This window comes from Vibrio splendidus, from assembly GCF_003345295.1.
Classification (GTDB): domain Bacteria; phylum Pseudomonadota; class Gammaproteobacteria; order Enterobacterales; family Vibrionaceae; genus Vibrio; species Vibrio splendidus_K.
This window is the reverse complement of record NZ_CP031056.1, coordinates 466,723-487,836: the sequence shown is the minus strand read 5'-3', so window position 1 is coordinate 487,836 and position 21,114 is coordinate 466,723. Positions and strand designations below refer to the sequence as shown.

Genomic DNA, 21,114 nt, shown 5'->3' with positions numbered 1-21,114 from the left:
ACGGCGTAAGCAAAAAACCACCTATTTTCAAGCCACTCAACATCATTACTTAGCTGCTTTTTCTCGAACGTCAGTCAGCTTAGAAGCGATACGATTTACCCCTTCGTGAGCAAATATTTCGTCCAAGTTCATTGATAGTTTACGACGCCAGTTAGGGTATTCATCGACAGTGCCAGGAATGTTTACTGGCTTGTCCATCTCTAACCAATCTTCCAGTTGAACACTAAGAAGTGTCGAACCACCAGCCGCAACGTGCAGTTGAAGTGCTTCAGCAAGATAAGAGTCCATCGGTACTTGGCTTGCATCACGACCAACACCTTCAGGTAAGAAGCCATGCCATGCCACTGAATCTAAGATACCTTGTTTGCACTCCAGACGGTCATCGAACAAGGTTTCTAGCTGTTCTGCATCTGGGTATAAACCAATCTCTTGACCCATTTTCAAGTCATCACAATGCCAGAAGCCGCGAAGCGTTGGCATATCATGAGTACAAAGTGCCGCCATCGATTGTGGCGCATAATGTTTCGGTGAAATAAAGCCACCGTCATCTTCTGATGTTTCGAAGAAGAATACTTTGTAAGAATGCACGCCCGCATCCGCTAGAATATCGACGATTTCATCCGGCACAGTACCTAAATCTTCACCAATAACGCTACATTGGTAACGGTGAGATTCAAGCGCCAGAATTGACAGCATGTCTTGTACTGGGTAGTAGATGTACGCACCCTTGGTTGCGTTTTCGCCTTTTGGAATCCACCACAAACGCAGTAGGCCCAAAACATGATCAATACGAAGTGCACCACAGTGCTTCATATTGGCACGGAGTAGCTTAATGTATGCGTCGTAGCTCGTTTCTTGAAGCACTTCAGGATTAAGTGGTGGTAAACCCCAGTTTTGACCTAGAGGACCAAGCACATCTGGTGGAGCACCGATGCTCGCATCCATCACTAGGTTGCCTTCATCGGCCCAAGTTTCGCTGCCTGAATCAGCAACACCAACAGCTAGGTCACGGTACAAACCAACGGCCATGCCTTTCTCTTCAGCAAGAGACTGTGCATCGTTGATTTGGCAATCCGCTAACCACTGCAGGTACATGTAAAGATGAACATTCTCTAGGTTCTCTTTAATGTATTTCTGTGTCGCTGGGCTTTCGAATGTACGATACTTCTCTGGGAATACTGGCCAGCCCCACATACCTGAATCTTCGGCATGTAACTCACCGTGCAGAGCATCAAACGCCGCTTGATGCATCAGGCTTTCACCACCTTCTTCTACAAACGCTAAGAACGCTTGTGCACGATCGCTGTTTTTATCTAAATGACGAATCTTAAATTCTGCGAATAACAGAGGCAAGATGCTCATCTTAAGCTCGGACACTTCAGTGTAATTCACCCAGTGTGCTTCACGAGCTTTTTGTAGACGCTGTTGGAATTCAGCGCTGCCTACCGTTTGTTGTGCTTCAGCACTTAATGCGAATTCAGGTACTGAGCTCACATCAATGTATAAGATGTTCAACCAACGACGTGACGACGGGCTGTATGGGCTCGCGCCTTCTGGGTTCGCTGGGAATAATGAGTGAATTGGGTTTAGGCCAACAAAATCACCACCGCGAGAAGCGATATCAGCAACAAGCTGTTTAAGGTCACCAAAATCACCAATACCCCAGTTGTGCTGAGTTCTTAGTGTGTACAGTTGAACACTTGGTCCCCAAAGCTTTTTGCCTTGCTCGATTGGTGACTGCTTGAAACACGCTTTTGGCGTAATGATCAATGTCATCTCGTAAGGCTTCTTACGGCGCTTACGGCTCACAATCAGCTTGTGGTAACCCCATGCCAAATCACTTGGCAATGCAAACACTAAAGGGCCACCCTCGGCACGCTCGTCACGAACGACTTGAGATTGAAGATAGCCTTCAAGTACCTCTCCTTGCTCGGTTTCTAAGCGCCAGCTGAACTCACTTTCACGAGCACTAACACCTAGATTAAGCGCCACCTCTACTGGCTCACCGTCACGCAAGACAAGAACTGGGTCTAGTACATCTTTTTTGTGTTTTCTTTCTGCAGATTTAAGCAGTGCATCATCGCTGCTTGTATCGTAGCCCAATGAAGCCAATAGAGACGTAATCGTCTCTTCTGATACTTGTGCTTCATCGCCCCACGCACTAACGTAACTGTCGGCAATATTTGCCATTTCTGCGACTTGTTTTAATACGGTCTGTTCTTTCATCGCTCTCTCCGAAAACGTTCTGACGCTTTCAATTTTGTAGGGTTGTTAATTTAATTTTTTACTAATCAATTAGCTTGTGACAATCGGTTTGTAAGCAGCTTGTTTATAAACGACAAACCTTTAAGCCTTTCGTTTGCTCACAAGCTAATTGAGCCAAGGCAGAAACTGCCTTGGCTACTTTGAAAGTATTAACGGTTAACCGCTTCTAGCTTCCAGATGTTGTTCACGTAGTCGCGGATTGAGCGGTCTGATGTGAACTTACCAACCAATGCTGTGTTAAGAATCGCTTTCTTAGCCCAACCTGCTTGGTCTTTGTACTGCTTGCCCATGTCTTCATGTGCTTTCACATAAGATGCGAAGTCAGCAAGACATAGGTACGGGTCGCCACCGTCTAGTAGGCTATCAAACGTTGCACGTAGAAGACCTGGTTGACCTGGAGAGAACTCATCGCCAGTCAGTAGGTCTAGAGATGCTTTCAGCAGTGGGTCTGCGTTGTAGTAATCGTATGGGTTGTAACCCTGAGCTTGCAATGCCACTACACCATCAACGTCTAGGCCAAAGATGTAGATGTTTTCATCGCCAACTTCTTCACGAATCTCAACGTTTGCACCATCCATCGTACCGATAGTTAGCGCGCCGTTTAGCGCCATCTTCATGTTGCCCGTACCTGATGCTTCTTTACCAGCTAATGAAATTTGCTGAGAAACGTCTGCCGCAGGAATAATGATTTCAGCCATGCTTACACGGTAGTCAGGGATGAATACCACTTTCAGCTTGTTGCCAATGCGAGGGTCGTTGTTGATCTTTTCTGCGATCTTGTTAACCGCGAAGATGATCTCTTTCGCTAGGTGGTAACCCGGTGCTGCTTTTGCTGCGAAGAAACATACGCGTGGCTCACACTCGAAACCAGGTTCGTTAAGAATACGGTGGTACAGAGATAGAATGTGTAGCAAATCTAGGTGCTGACGCTTATATTCGTGAAGACGCTTGATTTGCACGTCGAAGATAGCGTTAGTATCTAGCTCGATACCCATGTTCTCTTGAACCCAATCAGCAAGGCGCTGTTTGTTTTCTTTCTTAACAGCCATGAATTCTTTTTGGAATTTCGCGTCTGTTGCAAACTTAGCGATGCCTTCTAGCTGCTCAAGTTTTGCTGGCCACTCAGTGCCGATCTTGCCAGTAATTAGCGTAGATAGCCCTGGGTTACAGAACTTCAACCAACGACGTGGCGTGATGCCGTTCGTTACGTTAGTCAGTTTGCCAGGGAAGATTTCGTTGAACTCTGGGAACAAGTCTTTCTTAACCAGTTGAGAGTGAAGCGCAGCTACACCGTTTACTTTGTAAGAGCCAATCACACATAGGTTTGCCATGCGAACCATGCGGTGGAAACCTTCTTGGATGATAGAAAGCTTCGCTTGCTTCTCACCGTCACCAGGCCACATCTTGCGAACTTCTTGCATGAAGCGGTGGTTGATTTCAAAAATGATTTCCATGTGACGTGGAAGAAGACGGTTGATCAAAGATTCAGACCAAGTCTCTAATGCTTCTGGAAGTAGTGTGTGATTCGTGTATGCGAACGTATGAGCACTGATTTCCCAAGCTTGGTCCCAAGTTAAACCTTTCTCATCGATCAGGATGCGCATCAATTCAGGGATAGCGATCGTTGGATGCGTATCGTTCAGTTGAATCGTTTCTTGCTTAGGCAGATCTTCTAGAGAGAAACCTGCTGCTTCGTGACGACGTAGAATATCGCGAACAGACGCTGCTGAGTGGAAGTACTGCTGCATTAGACGCAGTGTCTTACCTTTCTCGTGGTTGTCGTTCGGGTAAAGTACTTTAGTGATGTTGCCTGCATCGATTAGCGAGTGTTGCGCTTCGAAGTAGTCACCGTTGTTAAAGCTTGCTAATGAGAATGGTGCGATTGCCTGACATTCCCAAAGACGCAATGGGTAAACTGTGTTTGACTCGTAACCTACGATAGGTAGATCCCAAGGCATTGCTTTCACTTCCATACCCGGAACCCAAGTACGAACTTCTTTACCGTCGATATATTCAACTTCTACATGACCGTAAAAACCAATGTGTTGTGCTAGTTCTGGACGAGCTACTTCCCATGGGTAACCTTCAACACCACGCCATGCGTCAGGTGCTTCTTGTTGACGACCGTCTTGGAAAGACTGTTTGAATAGACCGTATTCGTAGTGAAGACCGTAACCTACTGTTGGGTATTCTTGAGCGGCACAAGAATCCATGAAACAAGCAGCAAGACGACCAAGGCCACCGTTACCTAGTGATGGGTCACGTTCTTCTTCTAGAAGGTCAGTTAAGTTTTGACCTAGCTCTTCCATTGCATGAGTGATCTGTTCGTATAGACCCATGCTGATCAGGTTATTACCTGTTAAACGACCAATCAAAAACTCTAGTGAAAGGTAGTTAACGCTCTTCGCGTTCTTAATTTTTTCGTCATTTTCAGTTTCTAACAGATCAAATGTTGTCAATTCTGCTAGCGCACGCCCCATTGCTAGGTACCATGCGCGGCTATCTGCGTTTTCAATCGTTGTTGCGTAGGTTGCAGATAAATGCTTCTTAACGCTTTCTTGGAACGACACTTTATCGAAAGTTTTTTGCTGAGTTGGTTTCATTTCAGAAATCTCGCTTTTAATAGTTCTAATTCATCTGTCACATATCGTGCATGGTCACCATTAACTAAACATCCTCCCGCTAACGCGACAAACTAGGAGTAGATGGGAGGGCGTAGGGGGCGTACCGACATAGGGTTAGTGATCTGACTCTCATGTTCTGACTTCGAACAAAAACTTGGAGTGACTAAGATCACAAGCTCCCGTTCGATAACTTACCTTCAATTGATGTGACTTTTATTTAACCGGATTAAAGTCATTATCAAATTTGATATTCAGATCACGAAAATAATTTCTTCCTCTCATCTTTTGCATAGATTTACGTGTTGGGATGAAGGAAGTCACATTCACAAACCAACCCGCTATGTGAGCAAAGTCTCAAATAAAGGGCGTAGAAGCCTAAAAACATGCAGGAGTGCAAGGTTTCTGAGGAGGATCATAGTCGGTGCCGTTTTGCTTCACGTAATATGATTGAAGACTTAAGTAATTAGGCTGATGTCATTCGATTACACTCAACGATAGATTGAGGTAATCCAGAACATAAGCCACGGAATAGGTGAAAAACTTCGACATGTGGATCCCTTCGAAACTGACTCGTCCCGGCCGCTTACATAATGCAATCCTACGACCTAGGGTTCTCGATCTGCTCCAACACGCAGATTGCTATAAGCTTGTATTATTCCGCTCTCCAGCGGGGTACGGCAAAACCACAATGGCAGCTCAATGGCTGGTAGATAAGCCCAATGTGGGTTGGTACAGCATTGATGACAGTGACAACGATGCCTTTCGCTTTATCAACTACCTAATGCAATCACTCAATAAAGCGACTCAAAATGCCTGCCCTAATGCCCAAAAGCTGGCAGAAAAGCGACAATTTTCATCGTTGCATTCTTTGTTAAGTGAAGTGTTTGCTGAGATGTCTGAATTCCATCACGAATGTTTCCTTGTGTTGGATGACTATCACTTGGTCAACAATGACGATATCCACGAAGCTATGCGCTTCTTCCTTAAACACATGCCTGACAACCTGACGCTTGTTGTGACTAGCCGCGGGACACCACCACTTGGCACTGCAAACCTTCGTGTTCGTGATCTGATGATTGAAATTGGAAACGATTCGCTGGCTTTTGATACTGAAGAGACGACGCGCTTCTTCAATCAACGTGTCGCCGATGGCGTAGATGACACGACCGCTGGTAGTATCTGTACTTATGTTGAGGGGTGGCCTTCGGCATTACAGCTTATTGCCCTTCAAGCTCAACATCAAAAACGTACCCTTGCGCAATCTGCAGAATCGTTCTCTCACTTTAACCATGCCCACCTTTGGGATTACTTGGTTGAAGAAGTATTCGATCTACTGGATAAAGAAACCCGACAATTCTTGATGCAGTGTTCAGTACTTGATCATTTCAATGACGAATTAGTCTGCGCGCTTACACAGCGTGAAGACGCACTGGGTATGATCGAATCACTCAACCGATTTGGCTTATTCATCTACCCGCTTGAAGGCGAGAAAAACTGGTACCGATTCCACAATCTATTCGGTGAATTTCTTGCCCATGAGCGCCAAGCTCGAATTCCGCAACAAGAAGCCGAGTTGCACCGAAGTGCCGCGAAAGCGTGGATCAAACAGAAAACGCCTCATCAAGCACTGCGACATGCACAACGTGCTGAAGATCCAGAGCTGATCATCCAAATCCTGACTGAACACGGTTGGCCGATGTTCAACCAAGGTGAGCTTTCATCATTAGAGATGGCGATCAAGCAACTGACTACGGATCAACTATACAGTGAGCCGAAGCTATCAATGCTGCGCGCTTGGCTGGCACAAAGCCAGCACCGTTATGATCAAGTGGGTACTTTGTTGGAAGAGGCTGAGACTCAATATCAAGCTCGAAACATTGAACTCGATACTCAGCAACAAGGGCAATACAACGCCCTGCGCGCGCAAGTTGCCATCAACAGCAATGAGCCTGAGAAAGCATTGGAATTGGCTGAGCTTTCGTTGAGCCAGTTGAACACCACCGTTTATCGTAGCCGCATTGTCGCAACCTCGGTTGTGGGCGAAGTGAATCACGTAATGGGTAACCTAAGCCGTGCGCTACCGATGATGCAACAAACAGAAAAACTGGCACGTCAGTATCAGGTTTACCATCAGGCTCTATGGGCAATTCTGCAGCAAAGCGAAATCTTGATTGCTCAAGGTTATGTTCAAGCTGCATTTGAGCTACAAGACAGCGCATTCAAATTGATCGAAGAGCATCAACTTCAATACGTTCCTCTACATGAATTTTTGCTGCGTGTTCGCGCTCAGATCTTCTGGTGTTGGAACCGACTAGATGAAGCGGAAGAATGTTGCTACAAAGGCTTAGATATCCTTGGTCACCACTCACCAAGTAAACACCTGCACAGTTACTCAATGCTGGCTCGAATTTCATTGAGCCGTGGCGAGATTGATAAAGCGTCGAAGTTTATCGACCAAATTCAACACCTGCTACGTCAATCAACTTACCACGTAGATTGGACCGCAAATGCTTCTCTTTCTTTGATTCTATTCTGGCAAGTAAAAGGCAATAAAGAGGCAATCCGTGATTGGCTAAGCGTGGCGGTTCGACCTGAATCGGCAAGTAACCACTTCTGCCAGCTTCAATGGAGAAACATCGTACGTTCTCACATCATCCTTGAGCAGTATGAAGATGCGGAAGAAGCGCTGATTTTCCTTAAGAGTGAAGCGCAGCGTTCACATCTGATTACAGACACCAACCGAAACTTGATCGTTGAAGCGGTGTTGCGTACACAAATTAACGATGAAGACAGCGCACGCGTGCTACTTGAAGAAGCGCTTCATATGACCAACCAAACCGGTATGGTTGGTAACTTCTTGGTCGACGGTGGAACTATCGGGCACATCTTGGATAAGTTGAGTAGCAAGCCAGGCCTAGGTGACTTAGAGCGCCATCGCGCTCAGCAGATCATGAAAGATATCTCAACGACTCAACGTAGCCGTTCGGTTCACTTCGACGAAGATTTTGTGGAGAATCTGGTTAATCACCCGAATATTCCTGAGCTTGTGCGCACTAGCCCACTCACCCAGCGTGAATGGCAAGTACTTGGTCTGATCTATTCTGGGTTCAGTAATGAGCAAATCGCTCAAGAGCTCGATGTAGCGGGGACCACGATCAAAACTCACATCCGTAACCTTTATCAAAAGCTCAACATTGCTAACCGTAAAGAAGCAATCAGCACGGCGGAGAACTTGCTGCAGTTGATGGGGTACTAAAACGGAATCGAGATTGATTCGAGAAAAGCTTAAGCTAGTCACCAATGGTGGCTGGCTTTTTTTTCATCTGAAGTTTAGAGCTTAAAAATGTAGGAGCTGGAAAAGAAAAAAGACAATCACCAAACGACAGGCAAAAAAATAGCCAACCGCAATAATCGCGATTGGCTCTATATATTTGTGAACAAATCAATAGGTTCACTAACAACGTCAGTTGGCTAGGTGACCCTCGGCTTAAGAAGGGTCAATGTACACAATGCAGTTAGCGTGCCAACTTTTATTCGACGTTTTATAAGCCCTGCATCGCATAAAAACCATGAATTTGCCATGCGAATTGCAAAGTGCATTTGCATAATGCAACCAAGATGCAATATCGATAAGAGATCAGTTTCATCTCTGCTCTTAATGATAAATTACTAAGTGGTTGTACTTTAAATGTTAGGCAAATGTTCAGTTCAACTTATTGCCTTACAATTAAGAGAGTAATAAAAGCCCTTCCCCAATGGCATATTCATACTTTTTTTACACTAAAGTTTGTATACTGCACAAAATCACCCTCAACTCTATGAAGCAATGAACTACTTAAGTACTTTTTTCAAAGGCATGGCAATGGGCGCAGCAGACGTTGTTCCTGGCGTGTCGGGCGGAACCATCGCATTCATCACTGGTATCTACGATACGCTGCTAGAAAGCATTCGCAGGATTAACCCTAGCGTACTTGGCTTATGGAAACGCGAAGGCTTCAAAGCCGCGTTTAACCACATCAATGGTTTCTTCCTGATTTCACTGTTCGCAGGCGTATTCACGAGCATTGCGACATTTGCAAAACTGATTTCTTGGTTATTAGTCACCCACCCCGTTCCACTGTGGTCTTTCTTCTTTGGCCTGATCTTGGTGTCGGTTTTCCATATTCTTAAGCAAGTAGAGAAGCGCGATATGATTCGATTCGTGTTTTTGCTGCTTGGCGTTGCTTTCGCCTATAGCATTACCGTGCTTAAGCCGCTGCAAATGGAACCAACCAGCATCAATGTTCTCATTGCGGGTGCGATTGCGATCTGTGCGATGATTTTGCCGGGTATCTCGGGTAGCTTCATTCTGCTATTGATTGGTATGTATGCTCCGGTTCTTAGTGCGGTTAAAGAGTTCCAAATCGATGTGCTTGCGCTATTCCTTAGTGGCTGTGTGATTGGCCTACTGACTTTCTCGCACGTACTTTCTTGGTTACTGCGCTCATTCCGCGATTTCACATTAGTGTTCTTAACTGGTTTGATGATCGGTACGCTGCCTAAGATTTGGCCGTGGAAAGAAACCATCAGCTGGCGTACAAATTCAAAGGGTGAGCAAGTTCCTCTACTTCAAGAAAATCTGTCACCGTTTGATTTTGAAGCCGTAACCTCTCAGCCTTCTCAGCTGGTAATGTCGATTGTGATGATGTTGGCTGCTATTGCCTTGGTTCTAGGACTAGAGAAATTTGCAGAGCGCAACGCTGACTAATCATTCAACCAACTTCTGGAAAGCGTTTAGAACGGATAATGCTTAGAAATACTAAGCTCACCTCTCGATAAACAGACAAAAGCGAAGCCAATGGCTTCGCTTTTTTAGTTCTACCATACGCACAAAATTGCTTTTTGATACAAGCACGTATTGAGGGGTATGATAACATCGCCGCTCTTATAAAATTAGATGAGAACACGACATGCACCCAGCATTAAAGGTGGTGGCTCTTGGCATAGCTCTCGTGGCAGGTTTTTATGGGCCGCAAGTATTTCAAAAATTTAAATCGATGATTGAGCACTCAACTGCCGAAGTCAACTTAGATGACTACTGCATGCTTTCAACCATATCGTGTGAGCAGGAATCCATTTCAATGTCGCTTGACCGAGAAACCGCGCAACCTCTTCTACCCACAAAGATAAAGGTAGTTTGGGAAGGTGCTGCATCTGAGACACTGATGTTATCGCTCACAGGTTTAGAAATGGAAATGGGATCAGCGCGTTTTCAATTAAAGAGCATTGGCAATAATACCTATGAAGGTGATGTGATTTTACCTGTATGTACTTTAGATAAAATGACATGGGTCGGTGAACTCACTGATGGTGTCGATACTGTAAACCCTGCAATAAGGATGGCAAGATGAGTAGAAATTGGTCGTTAGCATTGGTTGTCGCTTTTGTACTTGGCTTTGGTGTCAAAAGCTATCTTGATGGGCAAAACGAAGTTCAAGAACAACACGCTGCAAAACAAGAGTTCTCCGCAACGACTCTTTTCGGCAAAGACAACCAGCCAACGGAAATCTTTGACCAAACCGATGACAGAATTCGTATCGTTTACTTCGGTTTCACACGTTGCCCAGATGTATGCCCTACTTCTTTGGCTATGTTGGCCGGAGCACTTAACCAAGTATCTGATGAAGCAAAAGCAAAGATTCGCCCAATGTTTGTTTCTCTCGATCCAGAACGTGATGCCGCTGAAGCCTCGTATGAATACGCGCAATACTTCCACCCGATGATGGAAGGGTTAAGTGGTCCATTGGATGTCACCACTACTCTGGCCCATAACTACGGTGTTATTTTCAGAAAAACTAAGCTTGACGGTTCAGAGTTGGAATACACCTTAGACCACAGCTCATATTTCTATTTTTTAAAGCCCGACGGTACTTTGATTACTAAAGTACCGCACACGTTGACGCCAGCGCCAATTGTTGAGGCCATCAACACGTTAGCGTACCAAGTCATCAACGACTAGGAACAACGTATAGAAAAATAAAGAACTTAACTAATAAAGTTCGAACAAAAAGTCAGGTCCCAGACCAAAAACATAAAAATTAAGGACAACAACATGAAGTTAAAAGCACTTGCTCTTGCAGGCTTATTGCTCACCCCTTTTGCTCAGGCTAATAGCGACATTATGGTTCATGACGCGTATGCTCGTGCAACCCCGCCTTCAGCAGTGAACAGCGCGGTGTTCACGACTCTGATGAACCACAGCGATAAAGATCGCGCTATTGTTTCTGCAACAACACCTGCAGCAGGTAAAGTAGAACTTCATGATGTAATCATGGATGGCGATGTTATGAAAATGCGCCAAGTTCAAGAGATCACCATCCCTGCGAACGGAGAAGCAATACTTAAACCAGGTAGCCTACACATTATGTTGTTCGACCTAGCAAGCAGCCTAAAAGAAGGTGAGCAAATCGAGATGACACTGACTTTCGCCAATGGTGAAACACAGACCTTCGATGCGCCGGTTAAGAAAGTAATGAGCGGCATGAAAAAAATGAATCACGATCATCATTAATCGTATTCACAATTGATAAAATAATTTAAGCCACGATGACTTCTCGCCATCGTGGCTTTTTGTTAAACTGAATTCGCTTTTTATTCAGAGCCTGAACACATAAATAACCCAAGGAGAATAGAAGATGATTGTAATGAACACACTAAAACTGGCAGTAAAAGTAGCGCGTTAATTTGTTTGGTTAATCAAACTTAAATACCAAACGACCAACATCTCGTCACCCGTGACGACCGCACACTTTTACCCGGTTTACTATTGATCGTAAGTGAACAATACCTGCATGCCCAATAGCGCATGACTAAATCCGGGGTCCTATCTATTTGAATTCGACCCAAGCTCAAAACATTTTTGACGTCTCGACGCTTTTTAATCTCAGCAACTCTTTTTGATCTCATCAATGCTTATTGATCTCATTAATAACCTGAGATCTCACAAGAGTTAATGCTCTCATAAGACTTTAATGCAGTGATAAGAAATCAAAGCTCGCACGTCTGGGTAAATAGACATGAATTCACAAAACGCATTTTCTCATCCAATGTCACTTCAACAACTTGGATGGCAACCTGTATTCCAACAACAACTGACACTCGAAGACTATGACCATTCCGTCATTGCTCGTATCGTCGCACATCATCGTAGTGGCTATACATTAGCGTCAGAGCAAGGTGAAATTGTTCTACCCATCCACCAAAACCAACCGGCAATGACGGTTGGCGACTGGGTGATGTTGAACTCTGATCTACAATTCGACCGTTTACTAGACCGTCAATCGCTCTTCCGCCGTAAAGCTGCAGGCAGTCGCGTAGCTGAACAATATATTTCATCCAATATCGACACCGTTTTTATCGTGGTTTCGTTAAATAACGACTTTAATCTAAGCCGCATCGAACGCTATCTAGCACTCGCCAATGAAGCGCAAGTTGAAGCCGTTATCGTACTCACCAAGAAAGACTTGTGTGACGACTACCAAGGCAAAGTACAACAAGTTCAAAGCTTAGATTCTATGCTGATGATCGAAGCAGTGAACAGCCTAGACCAAGAATCAACTCAAGTATTGTCACCTTGGTGTAAAACAGGCAAAACGGTGGCTTTGATGGGTTCGTCTGGTGTCGGTAAATCGACACTCGTGAACTCGCTACTTGGCGAAACTCAGCAAGAAACGGGCGGTATTCGTGAAGACGACAGCAAAGGCCGTCATACAACCACGTCACGATCGCTCCACTTGCTAACATCGGGTGGTTTACTGCTCGATACTCCTGGTATGCGAGAGTTACAACTCGCCGATTGTGCTGAAGGAGTAAGTGAAACCTTTTCGGATGTGGAAGAGTTAGCGATGCATTGTCGCTTTTCTGATTGCAGTCATGAGTCAGAACCAGGATGCACAATACGCAAAGCCATTGAAAGCGGTAAGCTTTCTGAAAGACGATTCTCTAACTATGAGAAGCTACTCAGAGAGCAAGCAAGAAATGGAGCCTCATTGGCAGAACAGAGAGCGAACAGTAAACAGCTTTCTAAAATGTACAAAACCGTGCAATCAGAGAGCCGTAATATCAAGAAATCGTCTAAATAGCCGATTATTGGATTAGGTTTACAACACGTAAATAAGCCCTGTGTCCCTATCGCGTATTAGCTCATTAATTCATGATCTCTTTAACGCATTGGGCCGGGGCTTCTTTATATCAACAGGAACCCAATGGGATCATTTCTGCACACAATGATCTTGCTAATCGACTCTGATGGCACTAGAACCAGAACATTGACCCAAATGAGTATTATCATGCAGATTTATATCTCAACAAGAGTACAAAAATTTAACATTTAGCTCTAAAAACACCACGTAGCGCAAACAATCACCCTAAAAGTAAACTATTCCTAGACACCCTCTTAGATCCCGCTAATATGACCGCCCATTCCACTAGTGTATAGTTGGATTTGGTACAACTTTATAAAAAAATACATCACTATAATAAATTAACAATTGCAGGTATTTTATGCAAAATCACAACATGCTCGCCCGCATCGCTCGTGGAAATCTCGTTCTACAGATCCTTGCTGGTATTGTTTTCGGTGTCGTTCTCGCCATGGTTTCTCCTTCAGCAGCTCAAGATGCAGGCCTATTAGGTAGTCTGTTTGTTGGTGCTCTGAAAGCTGTTGCTCCAATTTTAGTATTCATTCTTGTTGCAGCTTCTATCGCAAACCAAAAGAAAGGTCAGCATACTCATATGCGTCCAATCATTGTGCTGTACCTGATTGGTACGTTCTCTGCAGCACTGACTGCGGTAGTACTGAGCTTCATGTTCCCAACCACTTTGACACTGGTTGCTGGCGCTGAAGGTGCTAACCCTCCTCAAGGTATTGCAGAAGTTCTTCATACTCTTCTATTCAAGCTTGTAGATAACCCAGTTAGCGCACTAATGAACGCTAACTACATCGGTATTCTTGCTTGGGCAATCGGTCTTGGTCTTGCTCTGCACCACGCATCAGCAACAACCAAAGCGGTTTTCGAAGACCTAAGCCACAGTGTTTCACACATTGTTCGCTTCATTATTCGTCTTGCGCCATTCGGTATCTTCGGCCTTGTTTCGACTACATTCGCAACAACGGGCTTCGATGCACTAGCAAGCTACGGTCAACTGCTAGCGGTTCTACTAAGCTCAATGCTGATCATTGCTCTTGTCGTTAACCCACTGCTTGTCTTTGTAAAGACAAAACAGAACCCATACCCACTTGTACTGCAATGTATTCGTGAGTCTGGTGTAACGGCATTCTTCACTCGTTCAAGCGCTGCAAACATCCCAGTGAACATGAACCTTTGTAAGAAGCTAGAGCTAGATGAAGATACTTACTCTGTATCAATCCCTCTAGGCGCAACCATCAACATGGCAGGTGCTGCAATCACCATCACTGTGTTAACGCTTGCAGCTGTACACACAATGGGTATTGAAATTGATATCTTCACTGCGATTCTACTGAGCCTTGTTGCTGCAGTATCAGCATGTGGCGCATCAGGCGTTGCCGGTGGTTCACTGCTACTGATTCCTCTAGCTTGTGGCCTATTCGGTATCTCAAACGATGTAGCGATGCAGGTTGTAGCGGTTGGTTTCATCATTGGTGTGATTCAAGATTCGGCTGAAACAGCGCTTAACAGCTCAACTGACGTAGTGTTCACTGCGGCTGTATGTAAAGCTGAGCAAAACAAAGCTTAACAGCTCTTGGGTATTAGGCTTTAGCTCTAACAGCAAATAGCACATAAATAAAAAGGGAAGCATCAGCTTCCCTTTTTTGATCCTGTTATTCCTAACTCAGAGTGTCCCGTCTCCAATGGAGTGTGACTAAAATAAACTGAGCTGACCTAAATGAGAGTTCAATTCGCTCAAACGCTCACCTCATCAAGCTACTGACTTAATTTTTGTTGCTCCAATTGGTTTGGCTAAAGTCTAAAGACGCACCGCTAGGCGCTGGTGACGATGTATTATCTGTGCTTTGAGCCGTACCCGTTTGGGACGCTGCGCGTTGCTCTGGAGAATATTGTTGGTTGTGCTCTGGGTTGGAGTTCGGGGCTTTCATCTCGAAACTCATTTCAACATCGCTGCCTTGCACATTCGACTCGTCAATTTCCTCTTCTTCAGTAACCTCTTTAACCTTCTTAGGGACAGGCACATTGCGTTTGTAGAGCTTGTTGAGCGCCTTAATGATTGAGTGCTTAGTGATTGCTTCTTGGGTCAACTTGGTCATTATCGGTTTAGTCAGAGCCTGTAAGCCCACGACAGCATCCACACCAAGTTCCCCGCCGACTTTATCCCTCAAATGCTTCGCTTCTGCGTAGCCAAAATGAGCTGATAGGAATAACCAGATATAAGCGATGGAGTTGCCGTGTTCACCATGGTCAATCCAAGCTTCGCCTGCTCTAAACATGGCTTCTGCACTGTTCTTTTCTGCGGCCGTCTCAAACCAGTAAACGGCTTCACCATGGTTAGACTCAACACCAACACCGTTCAAGTAACTCATACCGAGTTTGATCTTGCCGTCTAAGCTATTCTTTTCCGCAGCTTTTTGGTACCACTCGACAGAGCTTTCCGCGGAGTAGTCTGGATTTTCTTTATCTAGACACCAGTCACCGATAAACAGCATTGCTTCAGTATTACCACCAGCCGCAGATTCTTCGATATAGGTGTAACCTTTAGGGATGTTTTTATCAGTTCCACGACCAAAGACAAGTGCTTTACCCATCTCAAATTTCGCAGACACGTCATTGTCCAATGCGGATATCGCAAGCTGCCAAAAGTTGGCTTTCTCTCTTAAAATCAGGTCTTCTTTGCGCTTCATACTCAGGCGCACAATGCCATACATACCATTGATATTATCGAGTTGTGCCGCTTTGTCGTACCAATACAGAGCTTCCTTAATATTGTTACGTTCCGCTTCCTTCGCCAAATACAGAATCGACGGAACATGCCCGGTTTCGGCTTTGAAGTGACGCTCTTTTTGCTCTTGTATGCGCGCTTTTTCAATCGCTTTTCGATAAGCGACAGCACGAGCCTTACGTTCTTGTTCCAAGCGCTGCTTTCTTAGCGATAAAGAGATCAGCCACACGGCGACAAGTATTAACGAAAGAGCCGTCGCACCAATTGCGATTCCCATTGTACTCATAAAATATTTTAACCTAACTCGGCTGATACTAGCCCCGATATCGGGAAAGTGATCAACCCATAGTGAATGTTTCTAATTACAGGGAAAAGCGCCGTTATTTAAACGTTCCGCCCTAGAATGAACTTAGTTCAGTATCTCAGGAATACATAGCGATAAAAAGTCTACTAAGACCTATCCTTATGCACTCCATAAATGGTGTGATCTTGCTTCAATAGAGTTCGATAATGAAGACCATCTTTCAACAAAATAGTCTTAAACAAAGACAACGAAACTGATGATTACCTATCAACAATTTCGTGTCGCTGTAGTTAGTTCAGTTGACCGTATATGTAAGCTAGCTCAGCAACCGTTTTAGCAGAAAATTTCTTCATTAAACTCGCTCGGTGTACTTCTACCGTTCTCATCGCGATACATAATTCATCGGCAATTTTCTGGTTACGTTTGCCGTCGATAATCTGCTTAAGAATATCGATTTCTCGCTCAGTTAACGACGCATACGCTTGGCGATAAACATTCATGTGTAAATGCTTTTCAGAAGCCTCTAGCCCTTGCTTGATCGCCTCAGCTAACTCACTGCCTTTAACTGGCTTTTGAAAGAAGTTTACCGCACCGGCTTGCAATGCCTCCACCGCCATTGGTACATCACCATGGCCCGTCAGGTAAATCACCGACAATGGGCTCTGCGCTTTCATCATCAACTCATGAACTTGCTGTCCTCTCATTTCAGGCATTCGACTGTCTAACACCACGCATCCCGTCGCATTCAAATCCACTGCATCCAAAAAGCTCGGGCCATCTTCATAGGCTGTCACCTTGAAATCATGCTCTTCCAATAAGAACACCAATGAGTCACGCATCGACTCATCATCATCAACCACATAGACTGGCAACGCATGATGAAGTTCAGACATAACAAGATTCCTTATGAGTCATTTGAAATAGAGGAAGGCAGTGTCACCGCGACATGACAACCATGAGGAGTCAGTGAGGTGATGCTCATTTTGCCACTGTGGTCTTCAATCACGTCTTGGCAAATCGCCAGCCCTAAACCCAAGCCATTTTCTTTGCTACTCACAAAGGCTTGAGTGACTTGTTGCTCGGTGAAATCTAAACCGGTGCCGTTATCGATAACCGACAGCATCATTTTATCCGGTTGATACTCGGTAATCACTTTAATTGTCGATGGTTCGTTGTTTTTGTTATCAATATCAGACGTAGCGCTTTGTTCGCGATGCTGTTGTGCATTACATGCGTCGGTCGCATTGTTTATCAGGTTTACAATCACTTGCTGCAATCCCACCGGGTCAACATGCAGTTGGATAGGCTTACCTACAGCGTCGCGCTCAATGGTTATCTTGTGTTTCTGTAATCGAAATTGCAGTAGCTCGATAGTGTCTGTGAGTAACTGCTCGATATCAGTCCGTGACTTTTCCGATGAACGTTTCTTTATCATGTTTCTCAAGCGTTGAATGATCGCATCAGCACGGTCCACTTGAGACTGGATCTTCTCAAACACAGGTTCAATATCGGTCAATGGTTTGTTCTTCGAAATCCGCAGTAAACCACCTTCGCTATAATTCCGAATAGCTGCCAGAGGCTGATTGATCTCGTGTGCCAAACTGCTTCCTAACTCACCGACCACCGCGATTCGTTGAGAGTGCTCGAGCTGCTCACTCTTACTTTTTAATTTGTGCAGCGTGGCTTCCAACTGTTTTTTGCTAAGGCTGAATTTGTACTCCAACCAAAAGTGATAGGCGTTCAGAAACACAACCAACAAAAAGAACGCCCAAGCCCACTGTTGATTGTACTTAAGCCAGATTAGCGCTTCTTTCCACCAAGGTTGTTGCAGTGGGTGCATGTCGAGTTGCTGATAAAGCTTGTCGATTGACAGCAAGCTTGTCGGTGACGTCCAGCCCGATGCATTCGCTGCAATGGCTGGCGCACTGCTTTTTGGCATCGCAAATAACACCTGACTCATTTTTTTCGCCAGTGTAGAAGACGCTCTCTCTGTTTTGGCAAACGACCAGTTAGGGTACAAAGGCGTAGACACCTGACATCGGAACCCTTCTGGTGCTTGATTGTCGATAACACGATATTGACTAGCCACCAGCAAACCTTCACTGATCATGCTCTCGACCAAACACGCAGGCACCACCGCAGCTTCAATGTGCCCTTCACGCAGTTGATACAAGCTGGCATCAATAGGGAAACCTAAGAACTGAGTATTAGAGAAAAAGTGATTAGGGTTGAGCCCTTGTTGCATCACTTGGTAACGCATAGTGAGGTAACCACCAAATGCATTTTCCGAGACCGCCGCAATCGGCTTACCGCTCAATTGTTCGAGCGAAATATAAGGCGACATTCTTCTCACCACCAAGGCCGAACCAATACTTTGCGTATTGCTGGCTCCCGACTGTTCAAAGTTATGACTGGTCATGGTGGCCATCCAAGAAAGCGCATACTGGCGTCCTAAGCGAACCGCCTGACCGGGGTTGGTGATAACAAAATCGACAGTGACGTCTTTTACCGCTTCGGCCATCTCTTCCAAGTTGAAAGGCTTGAGGACAAAGTGCTTACCCGCAATACGCTCAGACAGCCAATCCATTGTCGGCTGCCAACGCTGTTGAGCGGAAAGCTTACCTCGAGTCGCCAACACGCCAACCTCGATAACCTGATCGGGTTCATCTGTGTTTTGGTTTGGGCTTGAGCTTGGGGCTGCTATCGCTTGTTCAGATTGAGCTGCTAAACACGCACCCGCGGTTAGGCTCAACCAACAAAGGCCAACAATTGTCATTAGGTTTCTGACTGACACTGAAATCTCGTTCTCCACACTGACGGCATGTCCATCACTCAAATAACGCATGACGACACTTTAAATAGAGCATTTAAACAAAGCATAACAGCTAGATTAGTAAAACCACATTTGTTCTAGATCAATTTTGATCTGGGTATGTGGAAATCCACAATACCCCGTGAACGGTCAAAAACTGACAATGAGCCGAACAGATCGAATACCCATTTATAGGTACCTCTATGGACTCATTGAAAAGACGGTTTCTCAGCCAATTCGGTAAAGTTTCCGCCGGTGCTGCGCTCATTCCCATTGCCGGAATCAACACCGCAGTCGCGAGCACAGCCATTCGCAATAACAACCAGCCTGACCGCAAAGGCGAAGTAGGCAAGCGCTACGCGATGGCGATTGATTTACGTAAATGCGTTGGCTGTCAGGCATGCACTGTTGGCTGCAGCGTTGAAAACCAAGCGCCAATCGGCCAGTTCAGAACCACCGTAAAACAGTATGAAGTCTCCCTTGATGATGGTTCGACTACTCAACAAGACGTGAAATCATTCATGTTACCTCGCCTATGTAATCACTGTGACAACGCACCCTGCATCAAGGTTTGTCCTGTTCAAGCCACCTTCCAGCGTGAAGACGGCATTGTGATGGTCGACAACGAGCGCTGCGTAGCCTGTGCCTACTGTGTTCAAGCTTGCCCTTACGATGCTCGCTTCATTAATAACGACACCCTTACCGCTGACAAATGTACTTTCTGTGCACACCGCCTTGAAGACGGCTTACTGCCTGCTTGTGTCGAAACCTGTGTCGGTGGCGCGCGTGTCATTGGTGACCTCAAAGACCCAAACAGCGAGATCAACCGTCTGCTCAATGAAAACCAAGACGACATCAAGGTGCTTAAGCCAGAGCAGAATACCAACCCCCATGTTTTCTATATCGGCATGAACGAGCGATTCGTTAGCCACATTGAAGGCCAACCTGCGATTTATGATCCAGCCGCCATCGATAACTCATCCTCTAGCAAACAAGAATTGGCAATCGCGACACAAGGCAAACAAGGAGAGACAGCATGAATATCACTGAAGTGTTAGTTCCCGCTCAAGAGATCGCTTGGCTACCGTGGGCGGTTCAATATTTCTTCTACATTGGTTCGGCTTACGCGGCCGCTATTCTGTTTTTGATTGCACTGATATTCAAGAACTCAACCAGTCACCAATTCCGTTCAGCGCTTGTGCTTGTGATGGCCATCGGCGCAATTGTTGGGCCACTAGCACTAACAGGTGACTTACACCAACCAGGACGTGCGTGGCATTTCTATGCCCACATCACGCCTTGGTCATGGATGTCATTAGGCTCTCTGTTTTTGCCTTTGTTCTCTGGGCTAACTGTCGCGACTGCTTGGGTTTACCTGCGAGGTGACATCGCACAGCTTAAGGAAAGTGAAAACCCGCTTCTAAAGCGTTTGGCTTGGCTGACGCTAGGTCAATGGCAAATATCATCAAAGCTGATGATTGCACTCGCTGCTGCGACAGCTATTTCTGGCTTAAGTATCGCGCTTTACACAGGCGCAGAGATTGCGATTTTGGCGAGCCGACCACTTTGGCATCAACCGGCTTCTCCACTGCTTTGGTTCACGACCGCATTCTTTGCTGCAACGGGCTTAACGTTGTTGATTTGGGCTCTACTACCTTCAAGCAAGCCAAGTTTAAAACCAACAGATCTCGCTATAGTGCAAAGAACGATTACGTTAACGGGCGGCCTTGCCATCATTCTTACGTCTATTTGGGCATCTAACCATGGTCACTTCAATCTCTATGAAAACAACGCTTGGGGAATCAATCTAGGCATCATGACCACCAGCATTTTGCTGTGCATGATCTTAGTTCTCCCCCTACAACGCTTATCGCAAAGCAAGCTTGGAATTATCTGTGTAGCACTTGCGACCATGATTTCAGCATGGGCGGTACGCTGGGTCACCATGATGGAAGTTCAAACCATTCCACGTTTTGATGTAGGCCCATTCCCTTATGAACTGCCTATGGGGAGCGCTGGGCTACTCGGCATCGTTGGTATGTGCGGCCTTTGGTTAGCGCTTGCGTTGTTCGCTTCGGAAATCGTGTCTACTGGATCTAAAAGAACAACTGGCTCTGCACAAAAGACAGAATCTAAGCCAAACCAAAATACACCGTCACCACTTAACCGCTCACATAGCTTGTAGTCTGAGGAAT

The 21,114-nt window shown here is 45.4% G+C and carries 14 protein-coding genes; 9 read left to right on the top strand and 5 right to left on the bottom strand.

What is annotated here, in order from left to right; genetic code table 11:
- Nucleotides 1–45: 45 nt before the first annotated feature.
- Entirely contained in the window at nt 46–2,226 is a 2,181-nt protein-coding gene (gene malQ, locus DUN60_RS17985) for a 4-alpha-glucanotransferase (protein WP_108192264.1), read from the bottom strand.
- Nucleotides 2,227–2,414: 188 nt separating this feature from the next.
- Nucleotides 2,415–4,868, bottom strand: coding sequence for a glycogen/starch/alpha-glucan phosphorylase (locus DUN60_RS17980; RefSeq protein WP_010431613.1), 2,454 nt, complete (start codon nt 4,866–4,868; stop codon nt 2,415–2,417).
- 568 nt (nt 4,869–5,436) lie between these two features.
- Between DUN60_RS17980 and malT the strand changes: the two genes are divergently transcribed.
- The 7 genes from malT (at nt 5,437) to sstT (ending at nt 14,645) form a co-directional block, all read left to right on the top strand.
- The gene (gene malT, locus DUN60_RS17975) at nt 5,437–8,145 is read left to right on the top strand and encodes an HTH-type transcriptional regulator MalT (RefSeq protein WP_114634660.1); all 2,709 of its coding nucleotides are present in this window, start codon (nt 5,437–5,439) and stop codon (nt 8,143–8,145) included.
- Between the two features lie 570 nt (nt 8,146–8,715).
- The gene (locus tag DUN60_RS17970; protein WP_114634657.1) at nt 8,716–9,636 is read left to right on the top strand and encodes a polyprenyl-phosphate transporter; all 921 of its coding nucleotides are present in this window, start codon (nt 8,716–8,718) and stop codon (nt 9,634–9,636) included.
- A gap of 202 nt (nt 9,637–9,838) precedes the next feature.
- On the top strand, nt 9,839–10,279 hold the full coding sequence (locus DUN60_RS17965; protein WP_114634655.1) for a hypothetical protein: 441 nt from the start codon (nt 9,839–9,841) through the stop codon (nt 10,277–10,279).
- Nucleotides 10,276–10,887, top strand: a complete 612-nt coding sequence (locus DUN60_RS17960; protein ID WP_114634653.1) for an SCO family protein — start codon at nt 10,276–10,278, stop codon at nt 10,885–10,887. The genes DUN60_RS17965 and DUN60_RS17960 overlap by 4 nt, the downstream gene beginning before the upstream one ends.
- A gap of 93 nt (nt 10,888–10,980) precedes the next feature.
- On the top strand, nt 10,981–11,439 hold the full coding sequence (locus DUN60_RS17955; RefSeq protein ID WP_114634651.1) for a copper chaperone PCu(A)C: 459 nt from the start codon (nt 10,981–10,983) through the stop codon (nt 11,437–11,439).
- A gap of 505 nt (nt 11,440–11,944) precedes the next feature.
- The gene (gene rsgA / locus DUN60_RS17950) at nt 11,945–13,009 is read left to right on the top strand and encodes a ribosome small subunit-dependent GTPase A (protein ID WP_114634648.1); all 1,065 of its coding nucleotides are present in this window, start codon (nt 11,945–11,947) and stop codon (nt 13,007–13,009) included.
- 421 nt (nt 13,010–13,430) lie between these two features.
- Nucleotides 13,431–14,645, top strand: a complete 1,215-nt coding sequence (gene sstT / locus DUN60_RS17945) for a serine/threonine transporter SstT (protein ID WP_019824728.1) — start codon at nt 13,431–13,433, stop codon at nt 14,643–14,645.
- Between the two features lie 196 nt (nt 14,646–14,841).
- On the opposite strand, the gene DUN60_RS17940 is transcribed toward sstT, so the two are convergent.
- From DUN60_RS17940 to DUN60_RS17930, 3 genes are all read right to left on the bottom strand, one after another.
- Nucleotides 14,842–16,089: a tetratricopeptide repeat protein gene (locus tag DUN60_RS17940; RefSeq protein WP_114634646.1), complete on the bottom strand. Its 1,248-nt coding sequence runs from the start codon at nt 16,087–16,089 to the stop codon at nt 14,842–14,844.
- Between the two features lie 308 nt (nt 16,090–16,397).
- On the bottom strand, nt 16,398–17,000 hold the full coding sequence (locus DUN60_RS17935) for a response regulator transcription factor (protein WP_114634644.1): 603 nt from the start codon (nt 16,998–17,000) through the stop codon (nt 16,398–16,400).
- Nucleotides 17,001–17,011: 11 nt separating this feature from the next.
- On the bottom strand, nt 17,012–18,901 hold the full coding sequence (locus DUN60_RS17930; protein ID WP_114635760.1) for a sensor histidine kinase: 1,890 nt from the start codon (nt 18,899–18,901) through the stop codon (nt 17,012–17,014).
- A gap of 221 nt (nt 18,902–19,122) precedes the next feature.
- Here DUN60_RS17930 and dsrO point away from each other — a divergent pair, with 221 nt between their 5' ends.
- Together dsrO and nrfD are read left to right on the top strand one after the other, a co-directional pair.
- Nucleotides 19,123–19,959 (top strand): sulfate reduction electron transfer complex DsrMKJOP subunit DsrO, encoded by an 837-nt coding sequence (dsrO, locus tag DUN60_RS17925; protein ID WP_114634642.1) that lies wholly within the window; start codon nt 19,123–19,125, stop codon nt 19,957–19,959.
- The gene (nrfD, locus tag DUN60_RS17920) at nt 19,956–21,104 is read left to right on the top strand and encodes an NrfD/PsrC family molybdoenzyme membrane anchor subunit (protein ID WP_114634639.1); all 1,149 of its coding nucleotides are present in this window, start codon (nt 19,956–19,958) and stop codon (nt 21,102–21,104) included. Before dsrO ends, nrfD begins: the two co-directional genes overlap by 4 nt.
- Nucleotides 21,105–21,114 lie beyond the last annotated feature (10 nt).

Coding starts and splice junctions, on each gene's coding strand:
- malQ (WP_108192264.1), bottom strand. CDS start 2,226: ATGAAAGAACAGACCGTATTAAAACAAGTCGCAGAAATGGCAAATATT.
- DUN60_RS17980 (WP_010431613.1), bottom strand. CDS start 4,868: ATGAAACCAACTCAGCAAAAAACTTTCGATAAAGTGTCGTTCCAAGAA.
- malT (WP_114634660.1), top strand. CDS start 5,437: ATGTGGATCCCTTCGAAACTGACTCGTCCCGGCCGCTTACATAATGCA.
- DUN60_RS17970 (WP_114634657.1), top strand. CDS start 8,716: ATGAACTACTTAAGTACTTTTTTCAAAGGCATGGCAATGGGCGCAGCA.
- DUN60_RS17965 (WP_114634655.1), top strand. CDS start 9,839: ATGCACCCAGCATTAAAGGTGGTGGCTCTTGGCATAGCTCTCGTGGCA.
- DUN60_RS17960 (WP_114634653.1), top strand. CDS start 10,276: ATGAGTAGAAATTGGTCGTTAGCATTGGTTGTCGCTTTTGTACTTGGC.
- DUN60_RS17955 (WP_114634651.1), top strand. CDS start 10,981: ATGAAGTTAAAAGCACTTGCTCTTGCAGGCTTATTGCTCACCCCTTTT.
- rsgA (WP_114634648.1), top strand. CDS start 11,945: ATGAATTCACAAAACGCATTTTCTCATCCAATGTCACTTCAACAACTT.
- sstT (WP_019824728.1), top strand. CDS start 13,431: ATGCAAAATCACAACATGCTCGCCCGCATCGCTCGTGGAAATCTCGTT.
- DUN60_RS17940 (WP_114634646.1), bottom strand. CDS start 16,089: ATGAGTACAATGGGAATCGCAATTGGTGCGACGGCTCTTTCGTTAATA.
- DUN60_RS17935 (WP_114634644.1), bottom strand. CDS start 17,000: ATGTCTGAACTTCATCATGCGTTGCCAGTCTATGTGGTTGATGATGAT.
- dsrO (WP_114634642.1), top strand. CDS start 19,123: ATGGACTCATTGAAAAGACGGTTTCTCAGCCAATTCGGTAAAGTTTCC.
- nrfD (WP_114634639.1), top strand. CDS start 19,956: ATGAATATCACTGAAGTGTTAGTTCCCGCTCAAGAGATCGCTTGGCTA.